Here is a 25,400-nt window from a genome sequence, read left to right as displayed (position 1 = left end):
TTTCAGCACGGGATGGGTGGAGGATGAACCCCGTCCTGACCTGGGAGGAGGGGTCCCCGATTTCGATGTATTTCCGGGGGCGGGGCTCATGGGGCGCCAAGAAACCTGCCTGCGGGGGATCAACTCACGGTCAATTCGACGGCAGAGGCTGCTGCTCAACTTCACCACCAACAGACAACGAATCCAAAAATAGCTCCCCTCCAGAAAACACCGCCCCCCAACCAGACACAGTCTGAAGCATAACCAAATCCCGCCCACTCACAACAAACCTACTGACAATCAAGCTATCTCCAGATCGAATTCGCACCTCCAACCCCACCGACGGCGAACCCAATTCAACCACTTTTTCGCCATCTCCACCCAATGCAAACTCACGCCTCACCATCTCTACTTTTTCACTCTGCGACTGACGCTCCCCAAAAACATCAGGGTGCCAAGAGGCACTGAGTTCCCTATTGCTTCGTCCAGAAAACCACGCACAACTCAAACTGCCTTTCACATTGTGCCAATCACTGGAGAACTGCACCCTCCGGCACCATGATCCCGCTGCATTGGCGGAACCTTCTCCGCCAGCTCCGACAGGCGGCGCAAGCACGCTGACACCTGGGGCCAACTTCACTCGAACAAGCTCCGATGGCAAAGGCCACTCGGCGTGATAACAGGCCACAGCGGTGCTTCCAGCACAACCAGCAACACACAGCAGGATAAGACCCAAGCCCGCCTGAAGAAATGCGCGACTCACGGTTTTACCTCGCCCGATGACACCTCAGGTAGAGGACTCATCACTCCCTCGCCGCCAGTCATCACGCAGACCCCACCAAAATCATTCACCAGACAAAACGGAATCTCCAGCGCGTCTCGCGAACGCAACCATCCTTCCGGCAGAAGGCTTACGAGAAAGAGCATCACCACTGGCCCCAGGTACGCCCCGACGAAGATCCAGACAAGCTGCACGAATCGCATGACCGTCCTACGGAATGGGCGTTCCCTGCATGAGCAGTGACCAGGCAGCAGGCGCCATGGGTTCGCCAATCAGTTCATACGTCTCATGCTTCTGTCGCGCGGGAGAAATCCCCAGGTCCCGGATGAATCGCTCGTTTCCCCAGACGGTGCCAAATCCCTCATGGCTGCAGACGAACAGCTTCAGCTTGGGGCCTTCGAACAACTGGAAGTCGTCCCAGCCGTCGATTCCCTTCCAGAGGCTCTCGTCGTTCAGGGGCAGGCGCACGCCGCCATCCGTCCGGCACCGGACCCACAGCGCTGCACTGGAGCCGGAGGTCGTCCCCGGCCAGGACGAAACCCACCGGGACTCCACCGCCGCCACCCGGATCCGCTCGAAGCCATGATGAAGGCGCTTCAACTCTGGCGTGGGCACGACGACGTCCGCGCCGTCAACCCGCATCCTTCCGCGCCGGATGAGCGCGAAGTGCGTCGATGACCGCCACGCACGCTCCAGCACTGGCTCCAGGCGCTGCGTCCTGTCCAGAGGCAGGCCGAACTCCCCAGCCACCTCCAGGACTTCTCTTCTCACTGATGCCATGACCTGTATCCTCTGCAGGCTGACTCCACCGACCGCCTCCTGGTCCATCTGATCGCGGCCCTGGCCGAGTTCATCCGGAAGCAGGGCTGCTCCGCAATTCAGCGAGTGAATGCCACCGGCATGACTCGGTCAGGGAGGTCCCTGGGGCTCCCCCGGCGCAGGTGATTCTCGATGCCGTTCACCGGCTCCGGACGAACGCATCTCCATCAGTCGACGCCCGGAGGCGTGCAAAAAGACCCCGGCGAATCGGTAAAAAATCCTCCGCCGCTCACCTGTCCGCTGGGGCAGTCCGAAGTCTCTTCGCACGCCCGCTGACACGTACCTGCCGACCCCGGTGTTGTCAGCGGCCAGAACATGCAGTCCAGTGCCTCCTCGCAGTCAGCGCTACTCTTGCAACTCCCTCCATCCTGAACTTGAGCTGAGGCCATCTTGGAGTCACGGCTCACGGCACAGGATGAAAGGAAAATCAGAAGCATCAGCAAAGGCCATTCGGGCTTCATGTTCTCACCTCCGACACGGAGACACGTCCTGACTCGAAGGAGACGGAGACCTGTGGATATTGCCGCACCTTGAAAGCCGGCGTAGAGCAGCACGGCGCCCGCCACCATCAGACACAGGAAGAGCCAGGCCCACCAGCCCTGGGGCCTTCCCAACGAAGAGCGGAACAAGACGGGTGCCACGGACCTGTCCATCGGACCCACCTTTCGGTGCGCTGGCCATGCTCGATGCGGAAGCAACGCCGTTCTTTCTCTACGCCGACCGCCCGTTCACACCACGGCTCTCACTTCCACTCTCTCCGACAAGACGAGTGATCCGGCCCCGGCTGAATCAATTTACACTCAAACCCAACAGGACAATCGGCGTCCCGCGCACACGGCTGCTCACAACTGCGATAGCGACCGAACAACGAGCAACTGCGCTCCCCCGTATACCCCGTCATGCAAATCAAGCCCTGCTTGCACTCACCATCCGACCGACACTCTTGATGGTAGTCCAGGTCTCTCGCGCACGACGCCGCCAGAAGCAACACCCCACAGCCAAGGCCCAACGCTTTCCGGATCATGATTTCCCGTGAGCCTCCATCAGCGGTGCAAGGCGAAGCCGCTGCTCCAACTCACCGCGAAAGCGGCCAGGAGCAGCACCTGGTCTGGATTCTTCGTCCGCCTGGCATCCGTCCCATCTCCGTTGGGGTGAACCCTCCCCCGGAGCCCTGCCCCGCCCTCATCCCGCCTGGCAGGCAGGGTGGCGTGGGTCCTGGGCCCCTGGAGACCCGGTATACTCCCAGTCCCATGACACCGTTGAGCCCCGGAGTCGCCACCGCCACGGAGCAGGACACGCCGGCAGCGCCCGGCGCCCTGCGCTTTCGCCGCCTCTGGCTGTTCTCTCCCCGGGCCGACCTCGCCATCCTGGGCATCCCCCTGGCCCTGACAGCGGTCGCCGCCGTCGCCAGCGCGCTCCTCGCCCCCGCCGCCGCGGACAACGCCCACCGGCTCCTGGGCTGGACCGCCCAGAACCTCCTGGGCAACGCCACGCACGTCATCCTCACGTTCCTGCTCTTTGGCGTGCACCGCGACGTGCTCACCGCCGCGCCCAACCAGCCGCGCACCATCCTCGCCGGTGCGCTGGCCATGCTCGGCGTGGGCGCTGCCCTGTTCTTCACCTTCTACGCCGACCGCTCCATCCACACCTTCGCCGTGGCCGTCATCTTCAACGTCTTCGGCATGCACCACACCCTGTCCCAGCACCGGGGCCTGTGGTCCCTGCATGGCCTGCGCGGCGGACAAGCGGGCCTTCCCGCGCCCTCCCCGCTCGAGCGCAAGCTCCAGCAGCTCTACGTGCCGCTGCTCCTCTCCGTCCTCCTCGTCCGCATCTTCTTCGTCGCAGAGTCCGCCGCACCGAACGCCCCCGCCTACCTCGACGTGGGCCAGGGCGTCGTTCTTCCGTGGCAGACGTTGCCCGTGCTCATCGCCGTGTGGCTGGGCTACTTCCTCCTGCTCTTCCGCGCCGTGCTCCGCTCCGGCACCGCCAGCGGCCCCAAGGTGCTCTACCTCCTGGGCATGGCCACCGCGACCGGCCTGGCGCTCGTGGCGCCGTCCTGGGGGTACGTGATGCTCCCGGGCATGCACGGCCTGGAGTACTACTTCCTCAGCGCCCGCATGCTGGAGCCTCGCGAGGGCGACAGGCCCCGCCTGAGCCAGAAGCTCATCTGGCCCGCCATGGTCGTGTCCATGCTCCCGCTGTTCGCGCTGGGCGTGGTGCATGGCTTCCTGCTGGATGGCCCCATGCGCGGCTCGCTGGGCATTGGCGGTGGCGCGCAGGCGCATCCCCTGCTGCGCGCGGTCACCTCGCTGGGCTTCGCGTGCGTGCTCGCGCACTACTTCGCGGATGCCTTCATCTTCCGCTTCCGCATCCCCTCCATCCGGCAGGTGATGCTGCGCCGCCTGGGCTTCTCCTCCGCTCCCCGGTCGCCACTGACCGCTCCCGGCGCTCAGTAGGCCCCACCGAACGTCATGCGGCTCCGCGCCCTCCTGCCCGCCCCCGTGGCCCTGTTCACGCTGGGGCTCATCCTCTGGCTGGGGTTCCTCCCCCTTCGCAACTACGACCTGTTCTTCCACCTGGCGGGGGGCCGCTATGTGCTGGAGCACGGCTTCAACCGCGTGGACCCCTTCAGCGTCACGGGCACCGCGGGCTGGGTCCCCCACGAGTGGGGCTTCGGCGTGCTCTGCGTCCTGCTCATCAAGGTCCTGGGCGCCGCCGGTCCAGCGCTCCTCGTCGCAGCGCTCGTGGCGGCCAACGTGCTCCTGCTCTGGATCGCCCTGCGGCGCGCGGACGCACACCCCTCCCACCTCCTCGTCCTCGCCTGTCTGGGATTGATCTCGGGCGTCCAGGCCTCCACCTGGATCCAGGAGCGCCCCTTCCATCTGGGGCACCTGCTGTTCGCCCTCGCCGCCCTGGGCGTCCAGGCGTGGCGACAGGGAAAGGACCGGGTGCTCTGGGCCTTTCCGCTCCTGGGACTCGCCTGGGCCAACCTGCATGGCAGTTGGCTCTTGGGCCCGGCGCTGCTCGCGTCCACCGCGATGGGCACGGCCCTGGACGACCGCACGCCCGCGTCGCTGCGGCGCTGTGGGGCCGCGCTCGCGGCGGCGCTCGCGATGTTCCTCGTCGCGGGCCTGTCGCCGGACGGGCCCCGCATCTACCTGTATCCGCTCCAGCACTCGCTGCTCGCGTCCACCCAGCACATCAACGAGTGGCGCCCGCTGGACCTGGACCTGGGATGGAGCTGGGCCTACCTCCTCCTCTTCGGTGCGTGCCTCTTCGTCATCGGCCGGGCCCGCTTGCGGCGCGCCGCGGCCCTCCTGCCCACGCTGGTGCTGGGCATCGCGGCGCTGAAGGTGCAGCGCCACGCGCCGTTCGCCTCCGTGCTCCTCGCCCTCACCCTGGTGGAGCACGCGCGCACAAGCGACGCACCCGCCCTCCCCCGCTACCTGTCCTGGCTGGAGCGCCCCCTCGCCACCTGGAGCACCGGCACGTCCCTGGCGCTGTGGCCCACCGTCCTGCTGGCCGGCCTGTTCGCGCTGAACGCGAGCGCGCCCCGTCCCGTTGAGAAGGGCACGCACCCCGGCATTCCCCTGCCCGTGCTCCAGACGCTGAGCCAACAGCCCCCGGGCCGCGTGCTCAACCGCTTCATCATGGGCGGCCCCATCTCCTACTTCGCGGGCGCCCCGTACAAGGTCTACATCGACAGCCGGAATGATCCGTTCCCCGCCGCCATCCACCAGGCCTATGAGCGGCTCGTGTGGTCCGAGCCCGGCTGGGAAGAGGCGCTGGATGCCTATGATCCCGACTACGTCGTCTGGGACACGCAGAACCCGGGCAACCTCCTGCTGGATCACCTCCGGGCACGAGGCGGCTGGCGCGAGCTGACGAAGGCGAACGGCTGGGTCCTCTGGGCCCGGGAGCGCACGCCCATGGTCCCCGGAACGCCTCAGCGCCCCGCGACCGCTTCCGGCGGCGGGTGAAACACATACAGCGCCACCGGCGAGCCCTCCTCCGAGCGCACCCGGGCATCCCGGCGCAGCACCCAGAGCTGGCCCTCGTGCAGGGGACGGGCCTCCGCCACTTCCGCGATGCCCCGTCCCGCCGCCACGTAGGCCACCACCGGCGCGCCGGGCGTCGCCTTCACCGCCCACGTCCCACCCTCCAGCAGCACGCGCGACATGCGCCCCTGGAGCACCGGCAGCGGCGTCTCCTCCTGCTTCACGCCCCGCTTCCGCAGCCCCGCGAGGGCCTCGCGCGGCTCCTGGGCAAAGGGCGCCGTGCCGCGCAGCAGCCGCGCGTCCTCCGCGGAGACGTAGAGGTTCCCGTCGAAGCCCGGCACGGTGAAGACCAGGTTGCTCAGCGCCCGGCCCTCATCGGGGTTGCGCCACTCGTGCCCCGTGAAGGGGGGCGAGGCCACGAGCCAGCCCGGCCCGTGGACCCCGCGCCGCTCCATCCGCCGCCCCTCCTCGCCCCAGACCTGCCACACGTGCGCCTCGCCCGAGACGATGATGGTGGCCTCGAAGGGCGCGCGGTGGATGTGCAGGGGGCATGTCTGGCCCCGCCCCATCAGGTGCTGGTGCACGCTGGAGGTGTCCGACGCGAAGTACGTCTCCGAGACATCCGAGGCGCCCGGCCGCGCCTTCTCCAGGGCCGCCATCCGCTCGCGGACGTCGATCACCTCCACGTCGGGCGGAGGCAGCGGGGTCAGCGCGCGCCGGAGCCCCAGGAGCAACCCGAGCAACGCGACACACAGCCCCACCACCAGCATCCGGTAGACCCAGAGCCGGCGGCGCAGCCCGGCGACAACCTCCGGTGACGACACGGTCATGGCGCGCACGATGCCAGCTTCAGCCTCCTGAAACACGAATGGCAGGCCCTTCCAGTTGGAGGGACCTGCCATTCACCGGGACACCACCGACACCCTCGCGGGGCCAGCACCTCCCGGACGAAGCCAGAGAAGCGGCTCAGTAGGTGTTGTTCTGGCCGAAGGACTTCATGGTCTTCTTGTTGAGCTGGTCGTTGGAGAGCTGGCCGTCGTTGGCCACGTTGTCCTCACCGGCCAGGGCCGCCGCGGAGGCGCCGAACAGCTTGCGGATGTTGTCACCGAACAGGGTGATCACGCCGATGGCGGCGATCGCGATGAGGGCAACGATGATGATGTACTCGGTCATGCCCTGACCACGGTTCTTGCGGAACTGCTTCTTCGGGGCCTTCGCGATCGCGTTCATGGGAAACTCCGGGGGTCGTTGCAGCGGTGGAGAGACACACCCTGCGGGAAGTCAGGGTCGATACAGACAGTACAACGGGCGGGCAAGCGCCTCCATCCGTCAACGGGAGGATGGGGGGCCGGATCAAGGAATATCGCGGGTCTAGCCCCTCTCAAGGTTTCATCCCCCCTGTTTCAGGGCTCACCGGGCGCCGCCGTGGGCATCCGCGCGGGCCTCCCGCAGGCGTCCGGAGGCAGGGCCTCGCAGTAGGCCTTGAACGCCTTCTGCAGCCTCGCGTCCTGGGGGTAGCGCGCCGCCACCTCCCGCCCCACCGCCAGCGCCCCGTCCGCGTTCACCGGCGTCCACACCGTGCGCGACGCCCAGGTCCGCGCCGTCACCAGCTTCAGGTACTCCGTCACCAGCTCCGGGGAACGGCCGCCCCGCTCCACCTCCGGCTCCAACAGCGACGCCGCCAGGGTCAGGTCCCCCTGCGCCAGCACCGCCCGGCCCAGCGCGAGCGCCGACGCGGGATCCTCCGGCGCCAGCGAGCGCCACAGCGCCGCCACGCCCCGGACCGTCGGATCCTTGTCCGCGTGGTAGCGCTGCACGTTGCGGTACAGCCCTGCGGCCTGCTCGGCGGTGGGCGGATGCTCGCGCAGGTACTGGTGCAGCAGCAGCCCCGGCCCCATCTCCGGCGACCGGCGCTCGTCGTTCACGCGCACGTCCAGGTCCGCCAGGAAGAACGCCACCGGCGACGCGTACTCCAGGAGGTTGTGGTCGTCCGTGTTGATGGGCCCCTCGCCCGCGAACGCCTTCTGCCCGGCCTCCGTGTGCACCTGCTTGGACAGCAGGCCGAACAGGTCGTGGATCTCCACCCGCGCCAGGTCCGCCTTCACGTCCGGCCGGGCCATGCGCGCGGCCACCGCCGCCGCGTCGAACGACAGCGGCTTGCGGCTGGCCACCATCACCAGGTCCTCCGGGCCCAGCCACGTCGTGGCGTGCGGGAAGGTGTCCTGCAGCGTGCGGATCACCAGCCGCACCAGCTCGCGGTTGCTCTCGTAGGTGTGGATCCACTGCACCATCACGCCGTCGTCCGTCAGGTGCTTGTCCACCAGTTGGAAGAAGTCGCGCGTGAAGAGGCCGGACACGCCGGACACCCAGGGGTTGGAGGGCACGCTGACGATGAGATCATACCGGAGGGGCGCCAGCGCCATGAACGTCTTCGCGTCGTCGATGTGCACGTGCGTGCGCGGATCATCCACCGCGTTGCGGTTGTCCTCCTTGAACAGGCGCGCCGCGTCGATGACCGCCGGGGAGATCTCCACCATGTCCAGGCGCTCCACCGGGTGCGCCAGCACGCTGCCCGTGGTGATGGCCGCGCCCGAGCCGATGACGAGCACGTTCTTCGGGTCGCGCGGGTGCAACAGCACGCCCAGGTGACCCGCCATCACCTGCGTCTCGATGTCGCTGCCGTTCGACGCGTCCGTCTTCCCGTTGATCTTCATGAAGCGGAGGTCCTCGCTGGGCAGGTCCCCCACCATCACCGTGGCGAAGGTGTCGTCCGCGTAGAAGCGCGGGACGATGGCCTTCTCCGTGCCCTCCACCAGCTTCGCGTAGCTGTCCGGCGGCTTCTGGTGCGCGCGGATCGCCGCGATGTTGGACAGCCGCTGCGGCCAGCCGTGCATGCTCCCCAGCACCCCCACCGCCAGCACCGCCGTCACGCCCACCGGCAAGAGCCTCCGCCACGCGGGCGCCGCGTTCGCGCCCTCCCCTTCCCCCGGCGTGGACAGCGCGTGGAACGCCAGCCCCGCGGAGAGGAGGTTCGCCACCGCCCCGGCGATGAAGTTGCCCTGCATGCCCCAGAAGGGCATCAGCACCAGCCCGCCCAGCACGGAGCCGGAGAGCGTGCCCGCCGTGTTCCACAGGTACACGCCGCCCAACTGGCGCCCCACCTCGGACACCTTCGCCGTGGCCACGCGCGCCGCCGCCGGGAACGCCACGCCCATGATGAACGTGGGCACCAGCAGCACCGCGCAGCAGAACGCGAAGGTGATGCCCTGGAACACGGGCCACGTCTCCACCGCGCGCGTGAGCATCCACTCCGACCAGCGGAACAGGTGCGGCAGCCGCACGTACAAAGGCAGCGCCACGCAGAGGCTCAACACCAGCCCCACCTGCGTCCAGCCATACAGCTTCAGCGAGTCCCCGCCCTCCTTGCGCGTCATCAGCCAGAAGCTGCCCAGGCCGATGCCCAGGATGAACGCCGTCAGGATGAGCGTGAAGGCATACGTGGACGCCCCCAGCACGATGGACAGCAGGCGGATCCACGTCACCTGGTACAGCATCGACGTGAAGCCCGACAGCATCACGCCCACGAGCGCCGCCCGCACCGCCCGCCGGGGATAGGCCACGTCCGCCGCGGCCGCCGCCGCCCCCACCGACACCGCCGGAGGGTGCCGCCGGGCCAGCGCCAGCGCCGCCAGCGCGAGCAGCACGTTGATGCCCGCGGCCAGCTTCGCGGACGCGGACAGGCCCACCAGCGGCACCAGCCGCGTGCCCGCCACGTAGACGCCCACCGCCGCGCCCAGGCTGTTGATGGCATACAGCCGCGCCAGCTCCTTGCGCACCCCGGCGAGGCTCGCCGCGAAGTGGCGCACCAACGCCGGCAGCGTGCCGCCCATCAGCAGCGTGGGCACCACCAGGGACAGCGAGGACACGAGCAGGCGCGGCGCCACCCGCAGGCCCTCCGGCACGTGGGGTGCCAGTGACAGCCACAGGTGTTCCAGCGCACCCAGGACGTACGGGAACGCCAGCGCGTACAGCCCCACGCCCAGCTCCAGCACGCCGTAGAGCGCCAGGGGGTTCTTCACCCGGTCCGCTGTCCGCCCGAAGACAAACGCCCCCAGCGCCAGGCCCCCCATGAACGTGGCCAGCACGACGGCGTGCGCCTGACCGCTGTTGCCCAGCACGTTCCCCAGGTATTTGGACCAGACCAGCTCGTAGACGAGCGCCGTGGCCCCGGACAGGAACAGAAGGGCGGCCACAAGGTTCTTCGGAGGACGGGCGGTGCTGGTCATAAAGGACAGCGCTCGACGTTACCCGGTATGTTTCAGGTCCACCAATGAACGCCCATCTCCTGCAAGCCGCGCAGCTCGCCTGGTCCCCCCACCTCCGGGTGACACGCGCCGACGGTGACTGCGCCCAGGTGCTGCGCCGCGACGCCAAGGCGCTCGTGGGCATGCCCCTGCACACCGCGCTCGGCGTTCCCCAGGAGCGCGCCCGCGAGCTGGATGCGCGCGCGCGCGAGGACCGCCGCGCGGTGGAGTTCGTCACCGTCTCCGCGGGAGGCCCCGGCGGCACCCCGCCCCCCACCCACCTGCGGCTCGTGCTGGGCATGGACGGCGACGAGGCCGCCGCGGGCGTGCTCGACCTGGGCGCCGTGCTGGAGGGCGCCCCGCCGGTGCAGATCTCCAAGCTGTCCTCGTCGCTCAGCCATGAGATCCGCAACCCGCTCTCCTCCGTGAAGATGGCGGTGCAGACGCTGGCCCGGAACACCGGCCTGTCGGACCGGGACAAGCGGCGGCTCACCATCGCCAACCGCGAAATCCGGACCATGGAGCGCATGCTCTGGCTGCTCTCCGAGTACGGCCGCGAGAGCGCCGCGAACCTGGACGCCCACGCCCTGCGGTCGGTCGTCCAGGAGGCGACCGCCATGGTGGCCCCGGAACTGGCCGAGCGCCGCATCGAGGTGGATGTGAAGGAAGAGGCGGACCTGCCCCGCGTGCGGGTGGATCCCAACCGGCTGAGACCCGTGCTCGCTCAAGTCCTGCTCAACGTGGCCATGGGCCTCCCGGAAGAAGGCCGTGTCCAGGTGACGCTGCGCAAGGACGACCCCAGCCACGTCAGCCTCATCCTGGATGATCCGGCCGCGGCCCTGCCTCCGGAAGAGCGGGGCACGCTGTTCGACCCCTTCGGCTCGCGGCTGGCGCGGGGCGCGGGGCTGTCCCTGGCTGCCTTGCGGCGGGTGATGACGGGCGTGGGGGGCGACGTGGCGGCCCAGGGGAGCTCGGAACCGGGGATGGTGTTCACGCTGACGTTCGCCGCCTGAGGCCCCCATGGAGACCCTCCTCATCGTCGACGATGACGTGTCGCTGCTCGAAACCCTCACGATGCACTTCGAGGAGATCGAGCAGGACGACGGGCAGCCGCGCTACCAGGTGGTGACGGCCACCAGCGCCGCCGCGGGCCTCAAGGCCGCCCAGGAGAACATGCCCAGCGTGGTCATCCTGGACATGATGCTCCCGGACCGCACGGGCCTGGAAATCATCGAGGAGATGAAGACCCTGTGCGGCGACGCGCGCATCATCCTCGTCACCGCCTACCACGACATGGAGACGACCATCCGGGCCATGAAGGCCGGTGCGTTCGACTACATCCACAAGCCCTTCCCGGATCCGGCCGCCCTGGACCTCGTGGTGGAGCGCGCGCTGGAGTACCGCCAGTTGTCGCGCCGCGCGGACGAGGTCCACCGCGAGAACGCCGTCGTCCGCCTGGGCGACATCGTGGGCACCAGCCCCTCCATGCAGCAGTTGGTGAAGGAGATTGGCAAGGTGACGGGCAGCACCGCGACGGTGCTGATCAACGGCGAGAGCGGCACCGGCAAGGAGCTCATCGCCCGCGTCATCCACAACTACTCCTACGACGAGCCCCGCCCCTTCATCGGCATCAACTGTTCGGCCATCGTGGACACGCTCCTGGAGAGCGAGCTGTTCGGCCACGAGAAGGGCGCCTTCACCGGCGCGGTGTCCGGCAAGCCCGGCAAGTTCGAGCTGGCCGAGGACGGCACCGTGTTCCTGGATGAGATTGGCGACATGTCGCTGATGCTCCAGGCGAAGCTGCTGCGCGTGCTCCAGGAGCGCGAGTTCGAGCGCGTGGGCGGCGTCAAGCGCGTGAAGCTGCGCGCCCGCGTCATCGCCGCCACCCACCGGAACCTCGCGGACGAGGTGGCCCAGGGCCGCTTCCGCGAGGACCTCTACCAGCGCCTCAAGGTCATCACCCTCTTCATCCCGCCCCTGCGCGAGCGCCGCGAGGACATCTCCCTGCTGGTGAAGCACCTGCTGGAGCGCATCAACGAGAAGGTGCACAAGCGCGTCACCCGCGTGCCCCACGAGGTGATGGAGCGCCTCACCCTGCTGCCCTGGCGCGGCAACGTGCGCGAGCTGGAGAACGTCCTCACCCGCGCCGTGGTGCTCGCGCCCGGTGACGTGCTCCGGGGGGACGACCTGCCCCCCCTGGAAGCGCCCCCCTCGGGCCCCCTGGACGCCCAGCGCGGGGGAGTCCCGGGCGCCGCGAGCAGCATGTTCGCCGCCCCCGCCGTGGACGACGTGAGCCTCATCCCCACCCTGGAAGAGGCCGAACGGCAGCTCATTGCCCGCGCCATGGCCGTCACCAAGGGCCACAAGGGCCGCACGTGTCAGATCCTGGGCATCAGCCGCCCAACCCTTGAACGAAAGCTTCAAAAGTTCGGTCTCGCACAGGGGCATGGTCCACAGGTTCACCCTTATCCGGTGAAGGATGCTTCCTGACACTGTCCCAGCCCGGACAAACCGGTGTGGCGCTTGAACGTTTCGTTCAAACTGATCAGACTGTTTGAACGTTCTGTTTCAGGTTTTGGACACAGTGGGGGGGGCCGCACCGGGGTGTAGCGCTAAGTACCCGGCATTCCTCGAACTGTTCCCCTGGGAATAGTTCAAGTGCTCATGGCACGCCTCTTGGAAAGGGCAAGGTCCGTCCGCAGCAGCAGCAGCGACCAACCTTCCCCATCCCTTTCCGTCTTTCCAGGAGACTCCCATGCACGGCTTCAATCGCCCCCTCGGCCCCATCGGTTCCAACGTCGTGGCGCCGCTGCAGGCGACGTCCTCCGGCATGATGGTGACCGCGAACAAGCTGGTCCCCGGCCAGGAGGCCATCGACTTCAAGGGGTACTTCAAGGTCGAGTCCTTCCCGCACAACTCGACCATCTACCGCCCCGGCGACACGTCGGACCGCGTGTACCTGCTGAAGTCCGGCCGCGTGCGCCTGATGCGCATTGGGAAGAACAGCACCCGCTCGGTGGTGTCCATCCTGCGCCCGGGCGACCTGTTCGGCGAGCTGTTCCGCCCGGAAGGCACGCCCATCGAGGAGATGGCCGTGGCGGCGGGCGAGGCCGAGGTGTGGAGCATCGAGGGCCGTGACTTCCGCGCCCAGTTGGAGGCCCGTCCGGCCCTGGCGGTGGACGTGGTGCGCGCCTACGCGGACCGCGTGCGCTCGCTGCGCAAGCGCGTGCTGGGCCTGACCTTCAAGGAGGTCCCGGCCCGGCTGGCGGACACCCTGCTCACGCTGGTGGAGGCGCACGGCGAGCGCTGCCCGCACGGCGGTGAGACGGACCTGCGCGGCATCACCCAGCAGGACCTGGCGGACCTGGTGGGCGCCTCGCGCTCCTTCGTGTCCACGCTCATCAACGAGATGAAGCGCGAGGGCGTGCTCGGCAACGTCGGCCGCATCCTCTGCGTGCGTGACCAGAAGGCCCTGCGCAAGCTGGCCTCCAAGGAGAAGTAATCCCCACCGTCCCTTCGGGACGTCCAACGGGCCTGTCCGCGGAAGAGCACTCCGCGGCCGGGCCCGTGGTGTTTCCAGCGTCAGAACACGAAGCCTAGGCCGAACTCAGGGGTGAAGCCGAGGGCCAGCCCCAGCGGGGTCACCTCGGAGTCCAGGAGGAGGTAGCGCACCCCGCCGCGCAGCATGAAGCCGCCCAGGTGCAGCGCCAGCCCCGCGCGCGCGTCCAACTGCTGGTAGGGACCGGGCGTCATCTGCAGGCGCCCCTCCACGTCCAGGGGGCCCAGGAGGCACGCGTCCACGGACGCGCCCAGGCTGGGGGCCACGTAGAGGGCCCCGGGTGCATCCAGGGTGGCGACGCCGGCCTCCACGCGCAGGCGGAGCTCCTCCCGGACGAGCGGGGAGTAGGTCACGTGCATCTGCCCCAGGGTGCGCGCGTCGCGGGAGGTCGCGCCTTCCCAGGTGCCCACCAACCGGGAGACGCGCAGGTCCACGCCGAATTGGCGGGCGTCCCAGCCGGCGTCGAAATCCAGGCCCGTGCCGCCCCGGAGGGGTGACACCAGCAGCCCCGCGCGAAAGGAGAACGGGACGGCGTGCCGCAGCGAGTTGCGCTCGGGAGGCGCATCCGGATTGTTGATGTCCTGGCCGTGGTGGGTGCCCAGGCTGCCGATGGCCTCCCCCATTCCGCGGAACATCAGCTCGATGAGGGCGCCCACGAGCGCGGCGCCCACGTCGCTGGACGCGCTCGAGTTGAACTCGAAGCGGTCATCCGTGGAGGACACGGTCGTCGTCTTGGACGAGCGGTTCTTGTTCTCGTCGTCCTTCTTCGGATCGCCGTCCCTGTCCGAGCCGATGGCGGTCGCCTCGTGGACGGGCTTCGACGTTTCGTGGGAGTCCGAGCGCTTGCCGAAGCGCGCCTCGGCTTGAGGCGCGGCGAGAAGGCTCGCGAGGAGCCCTCCGCCCAGCACGACCTTGGGTAACGACATGGGGTGAAGCCCCCTCGGTGAGACACGGCCGGCCCGACCGTCCCTCACGTGCCGCATTCAAATCCCGGGGGCCCACCGGGAGTCAACTCCCCAGCTCGAGCTTACAGGTGGCGCTGCACCCATCTCCGTTCTGGGTGTTGCCGTCGTCGCACTCCTCGCCCACGTCCACGACGTGATTGCCGCAGAGGCGTGCGCATTGGGTGTGGCTGTGGGGATAGATGAAACTGTCGAGCGTGAGCTGGTAGGAGGAACCGGTCGTGTGGCGCTCGGCCTGGAACACCACGAGTTCGTAGATGCCCCCCAGCGTGAGGCCCAGCGCGCTGGCCCGCTGCGACAGGGTGACGCTGCCAGTGGCAGGGCCATGGACCCCGCCCAGGTCAAGCACGAGGCGGCGGTTGATGAATACCCAGACATCGTCATCTCCGGTGAAGGAGAGCACCTCGGTGCCACGGTATTCGAACCAGTAGCGCGTCTCGCTGGTGAAGCTGAAGTTGCGAAGCACGCTGGGGCTGCTGGCATCCGCACGGAGGGGTTCCTGACCGGAGGCCACCCAGCCCGCGTCATCCAGCGGGAAGAAGGCCTGGGAGCTGAACCGGTACGAGTTGCCCGACCCACGGGGGAGGTCCAGGCGCTTGACGACGGTCTTGTTCACGCCCGGCGCGTCCCGGAACCATTGATCAAACGCCGTCCGGCCATGGGTGGTGGCGGAGTTCATGCCTTCCTTCGCATAGACAGGCTTGCCCCGAGCATCCAGCGTGTCGGCCACGATGCCCGTCTCCGAGCCGGATGCGTTCTCGAAGTCGATGTGCCCGCGCGGCAGGCCCCCGGAGGCCGGCACGTCGTACCCGCGAAAGTCGCGGTAGACGATGGGCAGGGTCAGCAGCTCCGGACGGGGCGACACGACCACGGTGCAGGCGAACCCCGGCTCGAGCTGGCAGGTCGGAGAGCAGCCGTCGTTCGCTCGCGTGTTGCCGTCGTCGCACTGCTCGGTCGTGCTGTTCGCCAGCAGTTCGCCGTCGCCACAGATGCCCTGACAGACTCCGTTGGAGCAGCGAGGCTCGAGCGTGCACAGCGGCGTGCAGCCATCGCCCAGGTCGTTGTTGCCGTCGTCGCATTGCTCGGTGCCCTCGGCCGCACCGTCGCCACAGGTGGTCGTGACACAGCGCTGGCCGGCGACGGGGCACTTGTAGCCCGGCTCCAGGTGGCACGAGGCGCCGCAGCCATCGTTGCCGACGCTGTTGCCGTCGTCGCACTGCTCGTCACCGGCGAGGATGGCGTCACCGCACACCGTGCCGCAAGCGCCGCCGGATGCCGGGCACTGCCACCCGGGCTCCACGGCGCAACTGGCGGAGCACCCGTCGCCGCTCGCCGTGTTGCTGTCATCGCAGGACTCGGTGCCGTCCACCCGGCCATCGCCACAAACCCCGGTTCCGGCGTCAGCCTCCGTCCCCGCATCCACTCCCGCGTCGGCCTCCGTCCCCGCGTCGGCCTCCGTCCCCGCGTCGGCCTCCGTCCCCGCGTCGGCCTCCGTCCCCGCCTCCACTCCCGCGTCGGCGTCCGTCCCCGCATCCGTCCCGGAGTCAGCGACAGGGTCGGTCCCCGAATCCATGCCGCTGTCCGCGGTGGAGGCATCCTGCTGGCCCGTCGACGGGCCACCGTCCGGGCCGGACGAGTCATCCTTGCCACAGGCAGACAACACGAGCGACACAGACAGGAGCAAAGCGCTCACGAGCCGGAGGGGCGCGCCATGGGTAGACATAGTCGGCGGTTTCTGACCCGGTGACTTGCGCGAGTCAATCGCCACGGACGTGAGCCTTTGTGGCGCCACGGGCCCCCTCCCAAACCATCTCATCCAGAATGCGACCCGTGACGCTCCCGCCAGCGCCGGGCCAGGACGGCGCCGGGGCAAGGAGCACCGTCCGCGCCCGTTCGCCTCCTCGCGATTCCACCGAGAAGAAATGTTGTCGGCCCGCACCGGGAGCGCGTTGAGCGCTTGCCCTCGGACGGGGGGCCGCACAGCATGCGCGACCATCGTGCCCGTCCCGACCGAAGCCCAGAGCCCGCATCGCACGTACACCGACCGCCGCGCCGCCGCGCAGGCGGACCTCACGGAGCTGGACCGTGTCAGCGCGAGGTACGCCAACCTGCGCACCGTAGCCTTCGTCACGGCGCTCGTCATCGCCGCGCTGACGCTGATGGGCCGGCTGCCCAAGCCCTGGTGGTGGGCGGCGGCCGGGGCGCTCGCCGTCTATGGCGTGCTGGCGGTGCTGCACCACCAGGTGTTCCTCAAGGAGCAGCGCGCGCGCCTCTTCGTGCTGCTCAACGAGCGCGGCCTGGCGCGGCTGGAGGGCGGCTGGCACGCCTTCACGGAGACGGGGGAGCGGTTCCTCTCCCCCAACCACCTCTACGCCACGGACCTGGATGTCTTTGGCCAGGGCAGCCTCTTCCAGCTCATCAACGAGACGGCGACGCGCGCGGGCGAGGAGCGGCTGGCCGCGTGGCTGTCCGCTCCCGCCACCGCGGAGACGGTGGTGACCCGCCAGGGCGCCGCGCAAGAGCTGGCCCCGCGCGTGGACTTCCGCCAGGACCTCTGCGTGGACGCCCGCGTGGTGGCGAAGGACAAGGCGGACCCGGCCCTCTTCATCCAATGGGCGGAGGCCGGCCCTTCCCTGGACGCCATCCGCTGGGCCCGGCCCCTGGCCATCGTGCTGCCCCTGGTGACGCTCACCCTGTTCATCCTGGGCACGGTCGGCGTGATTCCCGACAGCGTCGTCTGGGTCGGGCTGCTCGCGCAGTTGGGCATCGCCGTGGCCACGCGCCGCACGCTGCGGCAGATGGACGAAGCCGTGGAGCGCGGCGAGCGCGGCTTCGTGCGCTACGCGTCCCTCTTCGAGCGCGTGGAGAAGCAGCCCTTCGAGCACCCGCGCCTCAAGCAGCTCCAGTCCGGCCTGAGGGCACAGGGTGGCCCGCCAGTGTCCGTGCTGTTCCAGCGCTTCAGCCGGCTGTACTCGCTCATCGAGTTCAAGCGGCACCAGTTCCACCCCCTGGTGCACTGGCTCACGCTCTGGGACATCCACGCCCTCTTCGCGCTGGAGAGCTGGCGCGCCGCCCACGGCCGCGACGTGCGCCAGTGGTTCGAGGGGCTCGCGGAGCTGGAGGCCCTCTGCTGCCTGGGAGGCCTGGCCCATGACCGCCCTGGCTTCACCTGGCCCCAGTTGCAGGCCCAGGGCCCCAGCGTGGAGGCCACCGCGCTGGGCCACCCGCTGCTGGACGCGCCCGTGCCCAACGACGTGTCCCTGCCCGGCCCGCGCCACGCGCTCCTCATCACCGGCTCCAACATGAGCGGCAAGACGACGCTGATGCGCGCGCTGGGCGCGAACGTGGTGCTGGCGCTGGCGGGCGCGCCGGTGTCCGCGGCGTCGTTCCGGCTGTCCCCCGTGCAGGTGCTCACCAGCATGCGCGTGAAGGACTCGCTGGAGCGCGGCGTGTCGTACTTCCACGCGGAGGTGCTGCGGCTGAAGATGGTCCTGGACGCGGCGGCGGCGGCGAAGGGTCAGGCCCTCTTCCTGCTGGACGAGATCCTGCTGGGCACCAACACCCGCGAGCGCCAGATTGCCTCGCGCGAGGTGCTGCGGCTGCTGCTCGCCTCCGGCGCGTGTGGCGCGGTGACGACGCACGACCTGTCCCTGGCGGTGCTCGCGGACGAGCCGGGCTCGCACGTGGTGAACGTCCACTTCCGCGACCACCTGGAGGACGGGAAGATGGTGTTCGACTACCGGCTCCGGCAGGGGGTGGTGGACACCACCAACGCGCTGCGGGTGCTGCGCCTGGCGGGCGTCCCGGTGAACGACCCGGACGCCCCGGCCTCCTGACAGTCCCCTCCGCGCCCCCTTCAACCGACAGGGGGCGCGAACGGGAAGCGGATTACTTCGCCAGCTCCACCAGCGCCGCGGCACCCATGCCGCCGCCAATGCACATGCTCACCACGCCGTAGCGGCCGTCCCGGCGCTTCAGCTCGCGCAGGATGGTGGCCACCATGCGCGCACCGGACACGCCCAGCGGGTGACCCAGGGCGATGGCGCCGCCGTTCGGGTTCACCTTGTCCTGGGGGATGCCCAGCTCGCGGATGCAGTGCAGCGCCTGCGCCGCGAAGGCCTCGTTGAGCTCGAAGACGCTGATGTCCTCAATCTTCAGCTTGTTGCGCTCCAGCAGCTTGCGGATGGCGGGCACCGGGCCCACGCCCATGATTTCGGGCGGCACGCCGGCGACCACGTAGTCCACGAAGTAGCCCAGCGGCTTGACGTTGAGCTCCTTCGCCTTCTCCTCGCTCATCACCACCGCGGCCGCCGCGCCGTCCGTCAGCGGCGACGCGTTGCCCGCCGTCACCACGCCCTTGGCGTTGAAGGCCGGGCGCAGCTTGGCCAGGCCCTCCACCGTCGTCTCCGGGCGCAGGATGGTGTCCACCGTGACGGTCACCTGCTTCTGGTTGCCGTCCTCGTCGAACATCGTGGTGGTGACGGGGAAGATCTCCTCCTTGAACTTCCCCTGCTCGCGGGCGGTGGCCGCGCGGCGCTGGGACTCGGCGGCGAACTTGTCCGCGTCCTCACGGGTGACGTTGTAGCGGGAGGCGATGTTCTCCGCCGTCGCGCCCATGGAGGTGTAGACCTCCGGCAGCTTCTGCATGATCTCCGGGTTGGCGGAGACCTTGTTGCCGCCCATGGGCACCATGGTCATGGACTCGGTGCCACCGGCCACGGCCACCTGGAGCATGCCGGACTTGATGCCCTGCGCCGCCTGCGCCACCGACTGCACGCCGGAAGAACAGAAGCGGTTGATGGTCAGGCCCGGAACGGTGTCGGGCAGGCCGGCGAGCAGGCTCGCGTTGCGGGCGACGTTCATGCCCTGCTCCGCCTCCGGCATGGCACAGCCCATGATGACGTCCTCCACGTCCGCCGGCTTCAGGCCGGGGACCTGGGCGACGGCCTCCTTGATGGCAAGGGCCGCGAGCGTATCCGGCCGCGTGTCCTTGAACTCTCCCTTGTGGGCGCGGGTGAAGGGGGTGCGCACCGCGCTGGCAATCACGACTCGACCGGACATTTTAGATGTCTCCCTGCCCGGACACCGTCCGGGCGTGCTTCGGAATTCGCGTCTGGAAAACCATTGGGTAAACGCCTCGCGCTAGTTGCGCAGCGGCTTGCCCTTCTCGAGCATGAACATCATGCGGTCCTGGGTCTTCTCCTCGCCGATGAGGCTCAGGAACGCTTCCATCTCCAGCTCCAGCAGCTTCTCTTCCGTCACCAGCACGGACGGGCTGGTGTCACCACCGGACAGCACGCGCGCCAGCTTCTGGGCGATCTTCCGGTCGTGGGCGCTGATCTGATTGTTGAGCTGCATGTCGTACAGCATCATGTCGATGGTGGCCGCGCCGTTGGGGCCCGGCAGCCGGAAGCGCGTGGGACGCGGCGGGCGGAAGCCGCCGTTGGCCAGGCCCAGCACGCGCGACTTCGCGTCCGACAGTAGGAAGTCGCGGTTGCCCGTGATGCCGTCCTGCTGCGACAGGAAGCCCATCTCGCGGGCCTCTTCCGCGCTCGTCGCGACCTTCGCCATGCCGATGGCGAGGAACACCTTCTTGAGGAAGGGCAGCGCGTCGAAGTCCTTGTCCGCCGCGTAGGTGCCGAACACGTTGCGCAGCAGCATCATGGTGCCGCCGCCGCCCGGGATGAGGCCCACGCCCACTTCCACGAGGCCCATGTACAGCTCCGCGCTGGCCTGCACCGCGTTGCCACCCATGGTGACCTCCGCGCCGCCGCCCAGCGTGAGGTTGAAGGGCGCCGTCACGACGGGCACGGGGCTGTAGCGCATGCGCTGGTTGGCCGCCTGGAACGCGGACGCCATCTTGCGGATGGAGTCGAAGTCCTCGCTCTTGGCCGCCATCAGCATGGCCATGATGTTCGCGCCGGCGGAGAAGTTGGAGCCGTCGTTGCCAATCACGAGGCCCTTGAAGTTCTTCTCCGTCTCGTCCAGCGCGGTGTTCATCATCGCGATGATCTCATCGTCGATGGAGTTCATCTTGGAGTGGAACTCCAAGAGCGTGACGCCGTCGCCCATGTCCCACAGCGACGCGCTGTCGTTGCCGGTGATCTTCTTGTTGCCGCGCTTCAGGTACTCCACGCGGAAGGTGCGCGCGTTCTCCGCCACCGGCTTCACGGACTTGGACGGGATGTCCCAGTAGGTGTCGCGGCCGTCCTGCACGCCGTAGAAGGACGTGCGGCCCTTGGCCAGCATCTCCTCCACCCAGGCGGCGGGCTTGAGGCCCAGCGCCTTCATGCGCTCCACGCCCTTCTGGACACCGTAGGCGTCCCAGACCTCGAAGGGCCCCAGGTCCCAGCCGAAGCCCCAGCGCACGCCGCGGTCCACGTTGACCAGGTCGTCCGCGATCTCCGGGATGCGGCGGCTGGAGTACGCCAGCACGTCCAGGGTGACGCGCTCGGCGAACTTGCCGGCCTTGTCGTCCGCGTTCATCACGGACGCCACGCGCTCCTTGACGTTCTCAATGTCCTTCGCGGCGCCCAGCGAGTCGAAGCGCACCTTCGCCTGCGGCCGGTACTCCAGCGTCTTCAGGTCCAGCGCGAGGATGTCCTTGCCGCCGGAGGAGCGGTCCTTCTTGTAGAAGCCGCCGCCGCTCTTGTCGCCCAGCATCTTCTTCTCCACCATCTTCTGGAGGAAGTCCGGGGCGGCGAAGACGTCGCGCTCTTCGTCGTGCGTCAGCGTGTCGTAGCAGTTCTTCGCCACGTGGGTGAACGTGTCCAGGCCCACGATGTCCGCGGTGCGGAACACGGCGGACTTGGGGCGGCCCATGGCCGGACCGAAGATCTTGTCCACCTCTTCGATGGTCATCTCCGACTTCTGCATCTCGGAGATGGTCCGCATCATCCCGTACACGCCGATGCGGTTCGCGATGAAGTTGGTGGTGTCCTTGCCGTAGACGATGCCCTTGCCCAGGACCTCTTCACCGAACTTGTGGATGGCCTTCACGACCTCCGGGTTCGTCTCCTGGCCCGCCACGAGCTCCAGGAGCTTCATGTAGCGCACGGGGTTGAAGAAGTGCGTGACGAGGAAGTTCTTCTTGAAGTCCGCGCCGCGGCCTTCCGTCATCCCCACGATGGAGAGGCCGGAGGTGTTGGAGGAGATGATGGCGTCCTTGCGGGCGTGCTTCTCCACCTTGGCGAACAGGGCCTGCTTGACGGCCAGGTCCTCCTTCACCACCTCGATGATCCAATCGCACTCGCCCAGGCGCGCGAGGTCGTCCTCCAGGTTGCCCACTTCGATGGCCGCGAGCACCTGCTCGGACACGATGGGGCTGGGCTTCGCCTTGCGCAGGTTCGCGATGGCGCCCTGCGAGAACTTGTTGCGGAACGCCTTGGAAGCGGTGTCCTCGCCCGGAGCGGCCTGGGGCGGAACGATGTCCAGCAACAGGGCGCGCACGCCGGAGTTGGCCAGATGCGCGGCGATGCCGCTGCCCATCACGCCAGCGCCAAGCACCGCCACTTTTCGGATCCGGGTCGTCATCGGAAATCGGCTCCCATGAAAGGAAGTAGGGGACTGCACAAATGTAGGCGATTGACCCGGAAGTCAACCGGCATTGCCGTCGGGTGTGCTCGCCAGGAGGTCGGCTCCCCGACTACAAGTCGGGCCCCATGGCTCGCCTCGACCCGCACTCGTACAACGACAGCACGCAGCCTGAGACCGAAACGCTGGACTGGAAGGCCCGCGTCGATTTCCGGACGCGCCGCCTGCACGCGGAGGCCACCCTGACGCTCAAGGAGGCGTCAGCGGGCCCCCTCGACCTGGACACCCGCGACCTGGACATCCGGGGCGTGGTGGATGCCCAGGGTCGCCCCTTGCCCTACATCCTCTCCCCTCCTGAACCGATTCTTGGAAGCCGGCTGCGGATCGAGCTGCCCTCGGGGGTGAAGCAGGTGACGGTGCGCTACCGGACGTCGCCGGAGGCGAGCGCGCTGCAGTGGCTGACGCCGTCGCAGACGGCGGGTGGGCAGCAGCCGTTCCTGTTCAGCCAGTGCCAGGCCATCCACGCGCGCAGCGTGGTGCCGCTGCAGGACACGCCGCGCATCCGCATCCGCTACCGCGCGTCCCTGCGGGTGCCCAAGCAGCTCAAGTCCGTGATGGCGGCGTCGTTCGTGGCGCGTGAAGAGCACGGCGTGGAGGCGGAGGAGCACTACGAGATGCCGCAGCCGGTGCCCCCGTACCTGCTGGCGTTCGCGGTGGGCAGCCTCACGTCCAAGGAGCTGGGGCCGCGCTCGCGGGTGTGGGCGGAGCCGGAGCTGCTGGAGGACGCGGCGGACGAGTTCGCGGGCGTGGACGACATGCTCAAGGCCGCGGAGTCGCTCTTCGGGCCGTACGACTGGGAGCGCTTCGACCTGTTGCTGATGCCGCCGTCGTTCCCCTATGGCGGCATGGAGAACCCGCGCCTGACGTTCCTCACGCCCACGCTCATCGCGGGGGACAAGAGCCTGGTGAACGTGGTGGCGCACGAGCTGGCGCACTCGTGGACGGGCAACCTGGTGACGAACGCGTCCGCGGAGCACTTCTGGCTGAACGAAGGCTTCACCGTCTTCGCGGAGCGGCGCATCCTGGAGGCGCTGGCGGGGCCGGAGGTCGCGGCGCTGCACGCGGCCCTGGGGCGCCGCTCGCTGGATGAAGCGCTGCACCACTTCCGCGCGCACCCGCAGCTCACCGCGCTGCGCACGCACCTGTCCGGCGTGGACCCGGACGAGGCCTTCTCCCAGATCCCCTACGAGAAGGGCTACCTGCTCCTGCGCGCGCTGGAGGACGCGGTGGGCCGCCCCACCTTCGACGGCTTCCTGCGCCGCTACCTGGCGAAGTACCGCTTCCAGGCGCTCACCACGGAGGAGTTCGTCCGCTTCACGGAAGCAGAGCTGCCGGGGGCCCTGGCGAAGGTGGACGCGGACGCGTACCTGAACCGGCCCGGCGTGCCGCCAAGCGCGCCCCGGCCCACCTCCGCGCGGCTGGAGGCGCTGGAGAAGCTGCGCGGGACGGTGCCTTCGAAGCAGGACACGAAGGACTGGACGCCCACGGAGTGGCAGCTCTTCCTGGAGTCCATGCCGGCGGACACGGCCCAGGACGTCTTCCGGGAGCTGGACGCGAGGTACTCGCTCACGGGCAGCCGCAACTCGGAGGTGCTGGTGGCGTGGCTGGTGGCGGCGCTGCGCGCGGGCTTCGATGCTCCGCTCGGCCGGGCCGAGGAGTTCCTCGGCGAGGTGGGCCGGATGAAGTACCTGAAGCCGCTCTACAGCGTGCTCGCCTCGTCGCGCGACCACCGCAAGGTGGCGCGCGCGGCGTTCGAGAAGAACGGGGCGAGGTACCACCCCATCGCGCGGCAGGGAGTCGAGCTCATCCTCGCCCGCGCCTGAGCCGGGACTACTTGAGGGCCGCGTCCAGGCGCTTCTTGGACAGGGCCAGGTACTCCGGGTTCATGTCGATGCCCACGTAGCGGTGGCCGTGCTTCAGGGCGGCCACGCCGGTGGTGCCGCTGCCGTTGAAGGGGTCCAGGATGAGCGAGTTCTCCGGGCAGCTCGCCTCCAGGATGCGCTCCAGCAGGGCCACCGGCTTCTGGGTGGGGTGGCTGCCGAAGGCCTTCTCCTCGCCGCGCGGGGCCGTCTGCGTCCACATGCGGCCGGCGCCGTCGGCGGTGAGCTCCTCGTCACCGTTGCGCGGCAGGTTCCACACGTCGCGCATCTGCTTGCCGCCGTTCTCCGCCTTCATGCGCTGGTAGTTGAAGACGTGCTTCAGCTTGCCGCCGGAGGACGGCGAGGCCCAGATGAGCAGCTCCGTGGAGTGCGTGAAGTAGCGGCACGCCAGGTTGGGGCTCGCGTTGGGCTTGTACCAGGTGACGGTGTTGAGCAGCTTGTAGCCCAGCTTCTGCATGGCGAAGCCGGCGTTGAAGATGACGTGCTGCGTGCCGCTCACCCACAGCGTGCCGGTGGGGCGCAGGAGGCGCTGGCAGGCGGCGAGCCACTTCGTGGTGAAGGCGTGGTCCTCCTCCACCCCGCGGGACACGTCCCACTGGCCCTTCGCCACGGAGACGCGCTTGCCGCCCTTGCAGGTGGTGCCGCCGTTGGAGAGGAAGTACGGCGGGTCCGCGAAGATGAGGTCGAAGGACTGCTCGGGCAGTTGGGCCATCAGCTCCAGGCTGTCGCCCTGCAGCAGCGTGTAGGCCTCCCCGCGCTTCGCGAAGACGCTGTCGTTCTGGGAGCGTCGGACAATCTTCAGGGCAGGGGCAGCAGCTTCCGCGAACATCACGCCTCCGTCTTTGGGACAGACGTCTTTCTGGGACGCGGCGGACTGTGCGGTCAGTTGGCTGCTACGTCGAATTTCTGGCCTGTAATTGGCTGTAGCACCGAAAACGCGGGCGGAAATTTGACGAGCGCCGGAAGCTGAAACACCGCGAGCAGGGCGGGAGCGCCTCTGTCTTTCGAGGCCCTCCACGACCCTGCTCGTGGGGTGCTGCGGATGCTGTGGAGCGGGAAGGACTAGGGGGTGTCCCTAATTAAGCCAGAGCATCATGCAGGCCAGATGGAGGACCGCCAGGTAGTTGGTGGCGGTCTTCTCGTAGCGGGTGGCCACGGCGCGGAAACGCTTGAGACGGTGGAACATGCACTCCACCTGGATGCGCAGCCGGTAGAGAGCGCGGCAGTTGCGGCGCCGGTGGTGCTTGCGCGTTGGATTCATCGCGATGACAGGCCTCATGCCGCGCTTGCGGACGGCCTGCACGAGGTGGTCGGCGTCATAGCCGGCGTCGGCGATGAGCGCCTTGCCGTGCGCATACTGAATGAGGTGCTCGGCTTCAGTGACGTCGCCGCGCTGCCCGGGCGTCAGCGTCACTTCGAGCGGCTGGCCCTGGGTGGTGCAGAGAGCGTGGACCTTGGAAGAAAAGCCTCCTCGAGAACGGCCCAGAGCATTGCATCGGCCCCCCCTTTTGCACCCGAGGCGTCC

19 protein-coding genes are annotated in these 25,400 nt (G+C 68.6%); 7 read left to right on the top strand and 12 right to left on the bottom strand.

Annotation, left to right across the window (positions count from 1 at the left end; all coding sequences use genetic code 11):
- Window positions 1-130: 130 nt before the first annotated feature.
- The 3 genes from K8612_RS16970 to K8612_RS16960 all read right to left on the bottom strand — a co-directional run bounded on the left by K8612_RS16970 (window position 131) and on the right by K8612_RS16960 (window position 1,588).
- Entirely contained in the window at window positions 131-526 is a 396-nt protein-coding gene (locus K8612_RS16970; RefSeq protein WP_223763041.1) for a hypothetical protein, read from the bottom strand.
- 212 nt (window positions 527-738) lie between these two features.
- The gene (locus tag K8612_RS16965) at window positions 739-963 is read right to left on the bottom strand and encodes a hypothetical protein (protein WP_223763040.1); all 225 of its coding nucleotides are present in this window, start codon (window positions 961-963) and stop codon (window positions 739-741) included.
- Window positions 964-970: 7 nt separating this feature from the next.
- Window positions 971-1,588 (bottom strand): hypothetical protein, encoded by a 618-nt coding sequence (locus tag K8612_RS16960; RefSeq protein WP_223763039.1) that lies wholly within the window; start codon window positions 1,586-1,588, stop codon window positions 971-973.
- A gap of 1,241 nt (window positions 1,589-2,829) precedes the next feature.
- Between K8612_RS16960 and K8612_RS16955 the strand changes: the two genes are divergently transcribed.
- Both K8612_RS16955 and K8612_RS16950 read left to right on the top strand, forming a co-directional pair.
- Window positions 2,830-4,035 carry a hypothetical protein gene (locus tag K8612_RS16955; RefSeq protein ID WP_223763038.1) on the top strand — a complete coding sequence of 402 codons (1,206 nt, stop codon included), beginning with the start codon at window positions 2,830-2,832 and terminating at the stop codon, window positions 4,033-4,035.
- A gap of 15 nt (window positions 4,036-4,050) precedes the next feature.
- Complete coding sequence (locus tag K8612_RS16950) at window positions 4,051-5,559, top strand: hypothetical protein (RefSeq protein ID WP_223763037.1); 1,509 nt, start codon at window positions 4,051-4,053, stop codon at window positions 5,557-5,559.
- On the opposite strand, the gene K8612_RS39250 is transcribed toward K8612_RS16950, so the two are convergent.
- The 3 genes from K8612_RS39250 to K8612_RS16935 form a co-directional block, all read right to left on the bottom strand.
- Complete coding sequence (locus K8612_RS39250; RefSeq protein ID WP_306799664.1) at window positions 5,526-6,407, bottom strand: cupin domain-containing protein; 882 nt, start codon at window positions 6,405-6,407, stop codon at window positions 5,526-5,528. The two genes, K8612_RS16950 and K8612_RS39250, sit on opposite strands and share 34 nt — an antisense overlap.
- 136 nt (window positions 6,408-6,543) lie before the next feature.
- Window positions 6,544-6,807, bottom strand: a complete 264-nt coding sequence (locus tag K8612_RS16940; RefSeq protein WP_223744970.1) for a hypothetical protein — start codon at window positions 6,805-6,807, stop codon at window positions 6,544-6,546.
- Window positions 6,808-6,980: 173 nt separating this feature from the next.
- Window positions 6,981-9,830 (bottom strand): fused MFS/spermidine synthase, encoded by a 2,850-nt coding sequence (locus K8612_RS16935; protein ID WP_223763036.1) that lies wholly within the window; start codon window positions 9,828-9,830, stop codon window positions 6,981-6,983.
- Between the two features lie 77 nt (window positions 9,831-9,907).
- Here K8612_RS16935 and K8612_RS16930 point away from each other — a divergent pair, with 77 nt between their 5' ends.
- The 3 genes from K8612_RS16930 to mrpC all read left to right on the top strand — a co-directional run bounded on the left by K8612_RS16930 (window position 9,908) and on the right by mrpC (window position 13,383).
- A complete protein-coding gene (locus tag K8612_RS16930; protein WP_223744971.1) occupies window positions 9,908-10,894 on the top strand; it encodes a sensor histidine kinase KdpD in 987 nt (328 codons plus the stop codon).
- Between the two features lie 7 nt (window positions 10,895-10,901).
- Window positions 10,902-12,371 carry a sigma-54 dependent transcriptional regulator gene (locus tag K8612_RS16925; RefSeq protein ID WP_223744972.1) on the top strand — a complete coding sequence of 490 codons (1,470 nt, stop codon included), beginning with the start codon at window positions 10,902-10,904 and terminating at the stop codon, window positions 12,369-12,371.
- A gap of 265 nt (window positions 12,372-12,636) precedes the next feature.
- Window positions 12,637-13,383 carry a Crp/Fnr family transcriptional regulator MrpC gene (gene mrpC, locus K8612_RS16920; protein ID WP_014395195.1) on the top strand — a complete coding sequence of 249 codons (747 nt, stop codon included), beginning with the start codon at window positions 12,637-12,639 and terminating at the stop codon, window positions 13,381-13,383.
- Window positions 13,384-13,463: 80 nt separating this feature from the next.
- Here mrpC and K8612_RS16915 read toward each other — a convergent pair whose 3' ends face one another.
- Together K8612_RS16915 and K8612_RS16910 are read right to left on the bottom strand one after the other, a co-directional pair.
- Window positions 13,464-14,366 carry a hypothetical protein gene (locus tag K8612_RS16915; RefSeq protein WP_223763035.1) on the bottom strand — a complete coding sequence of 301 codons (903 nt, stop codon included), beginning with the start codon at window positions 14,364-14,366 and terminating at the stop codon, window positions 13,464-13,466.
- An 82-nt stretch (window positions 14,367-14,448) separates the two neighbouring features.
- Entirely contained in the window at window positions 14,449-16,125 is a 1,677-nt protein-coding gene (locus K8612_RS16910) for a DUF4215 domain-containing protein (protein ID WP_223763034.1), read from the bottom strand.
- Between the two features lie 199 nt (window positions 16,126-16,324).
- Here K8612_RS16910 and K8612_RS16905 point away from each other — a divergent pair, with 199 nt between their 5' ends.
- Window positions 16,325-18,238, top strand: coding sequence for a DNA mismatch repair protein MutS (locus K8612_RS16905; RefSeq protein WP_255653243.1), 1,914 nt, complete (start codon window positions 16,325-16,327; stop codon window positions 18,236-18,238).
- Between the two features lie 52 nt (window positions 18,239-18,290).
- Here K8612_RS16905 and K8612_RS16900 read toward each other — a convergent pair whose 3' ends face one another.
- Window positions 18,291-19,463, bottom strand: a complete 1,173-nt coding sequence (locus tag K8612_RS16900) for a thiolase family protein (protein ID WP_223744976.1) — start codon at window positions 19,461-19,463, stop codon at window positions 18,291-18,293.
- A gap of 81 nt (window positions 19,464-19,544) precedes the next feature.
- Window positions 19,545-21,935, bottom strand: coding sequence for a 3-hydroxyacyl-CoA dehydrogenase/enoyl-CoA hydratase family protein (locus K8612_RS16895; protein ID WP_223744977.1), 2,391 nt, complete (start codon window positions 21,933-21,935; stop codon window positions 19,545-19,547).
- A gap of 128 nt (window positions 21,936-22,063) precedes the next feature.
- On the opposite strand from K8612_RS16895, the gene K8612_RS16890 reads away from it, so the two are divergent.
- Window positions 22,064-23,818 (top strand): M1 family metallopeptidase, encoded by a 1,755-nt coding sequence (locus K8612_RS16890; RefSeq protein ID WP_223744978.1) that lies wholly within the window; start codon window positions 22,064-22,066, stop codon window positions 23,816-23,818.
- Window positions 23,819-23,825: 7 nt separating this feature from the next.
- Here K8612_RS16890 and K8612_RS16885 read toward each other — a convergent pair whose 3' ends face one another.
- On the bottom strand, window positions 23,826-24,704 hold the full coding sequence (locus tag K8612_RS16885) for a site-specific DNA-methyltransferase (RefSeq protein WP_014395189.1): 879 nt from the start codon (window positions 24,702-24,704) through the stop codon (window positions 23,826-23,828).
- A gap of 246 nt (window positions 24,705-24,950) precedes the next feature.
- Window positions 24,951-25,400 (bottom strand): IS5 family transposase (locus K8612_RS16880; protein ID WP_223763033.1); only part of this gene is annotated, 450 nt, incomplete at its 5' end.

The organism is Corallococcus sp. AS-1-6 (genome assembly GCF_020037015.1).
Classification (GTDB): Bacteria; Myxococcota; Myxococcia; order Myxococcales; family Myxococcaceae; genus Corallococcus.
Note: the sequence above shows the minus strand (reverse complement) of the source record. Positions and strands in the feature narration are given on the sequence as shown.

Excerpts from the sequence above, each read along its gene's own strand:
- K8612_RS16895 (WP_223744977.1), bottom strand. The coding sequence starts at position 21,935 with ATGACGACCCGGATCCGAAAAGTGGCGGTGCTTGGCGCTGGCGTGATG.
- mrpC (WP_014395195.1), top strand. The coding sequence starts at position 12,637 with ATGCACGGCTTCAATCGCCCCCTCGGCCCCATCGGTTCCAACGTCGTG.
- K8612_RS16965 (WP_223763040.1), bottom strand. The coding sequence starts at position 963 with ATGCGATTCGTGCAGCTTGTCTGGATCTTCGTCGGGGCGTACCTGGGG.
- K8612_RS16885 (WP_014395189.1), bottom strand. The coding sequence starts at position 24,704 with ATGTTCGCGGAAGCTGCTGCCCCTGCCCTGAAGATTGTCCGACGCTCC.
- K8612_RS16910 (WP_223763034.1), bottom strand. The coding sequence starts at position 16,125 with ATGTCTACCCATGGCGCGCCCCTCCGGCTCGTGAGCGCTTTGCTCCTG.
- K8612_RS16925 (WP_223744972.1), top strand. The coding sequence starts at position 10,902 with ATGGAGACCCTCCTCATCGTCGACGATGACGTGTCGCTGCTCGAAACC.
- K8612_RS16900 (WP_223744976.1), bottom strand. The coding sequence starts at position 19,463 with ATGTCCGGTCGAGTCGTGATTGCCAGCGCGGTGCGCACCCCCTTCACC.
- K8612_RS16890 (WP_223744978.1), top strand. The coding sequence starts at position 22,064 with ATGGCTCGCCTCGACCCGCACTCGTACAACGACAGCACGCAGCCTGAG.
- K8612_RS16950 (WP_223763037.1), top strand. The coding sequence starts at position 4,051 with ATGCGGCTCCGCGCCCTCCTGCCCGCCCCCGTGGCCCTGTTCACGCTG.
- K8612_RS39250 (WP_306799664.1), bottom strand. The coding sequence starts at position 6,407 with ATGACCGTGTCGTCACCGGAGGTTGTCGCCGGGCTGCGCCGCCGGCTC.
- K8612_RS16930 (WP_223744971.1), top strand. The coding sequence starts at position 9,908 with ATGAACGCCCATCTCCTGCAAGCCGCGCAGCTCGCCTGGTCCCCCCAC.
- K8612_RS16905 (WP_255653243.1), top strand. The coding sequence starts at position 16,325 with ATGTTGTCGGCCCGCACCGGGAGCGCGTTGAGCGCTTGCCCTCGGACG.
- K8612_RS16960 (WP_223763039.1), bottom strand. The coding sequence starts at position 1,588 with ATGGACCAGGAGGCGGTCGGTGGAGTCAGCCTGCAGAGGATACAGGTC.
- K8612_RS16955 (WP_223763038.1), top strand. The coding sequence starts at position 2,830 with ATGACACCGTTGAGCCCCGGAGTCGCCACCGCCACGGAGCAGGACACG.
- K8612_RS16940 (WP_223744970.1), bottom strand. The coding sequence starts at position 6,807 with ATGAACGCGATCGCGAAGGCCCCGAAGAAGCAGTTCCGCAAGAACCGT.
- K8612_RS16915 (WP_223763035.1), bottom strand. The coding sequence starts at position 14,366 with ATGTCGTTACCCAAGGTCGTGCTGGGCGGAGGGCTCCTCGCGAGCCTT.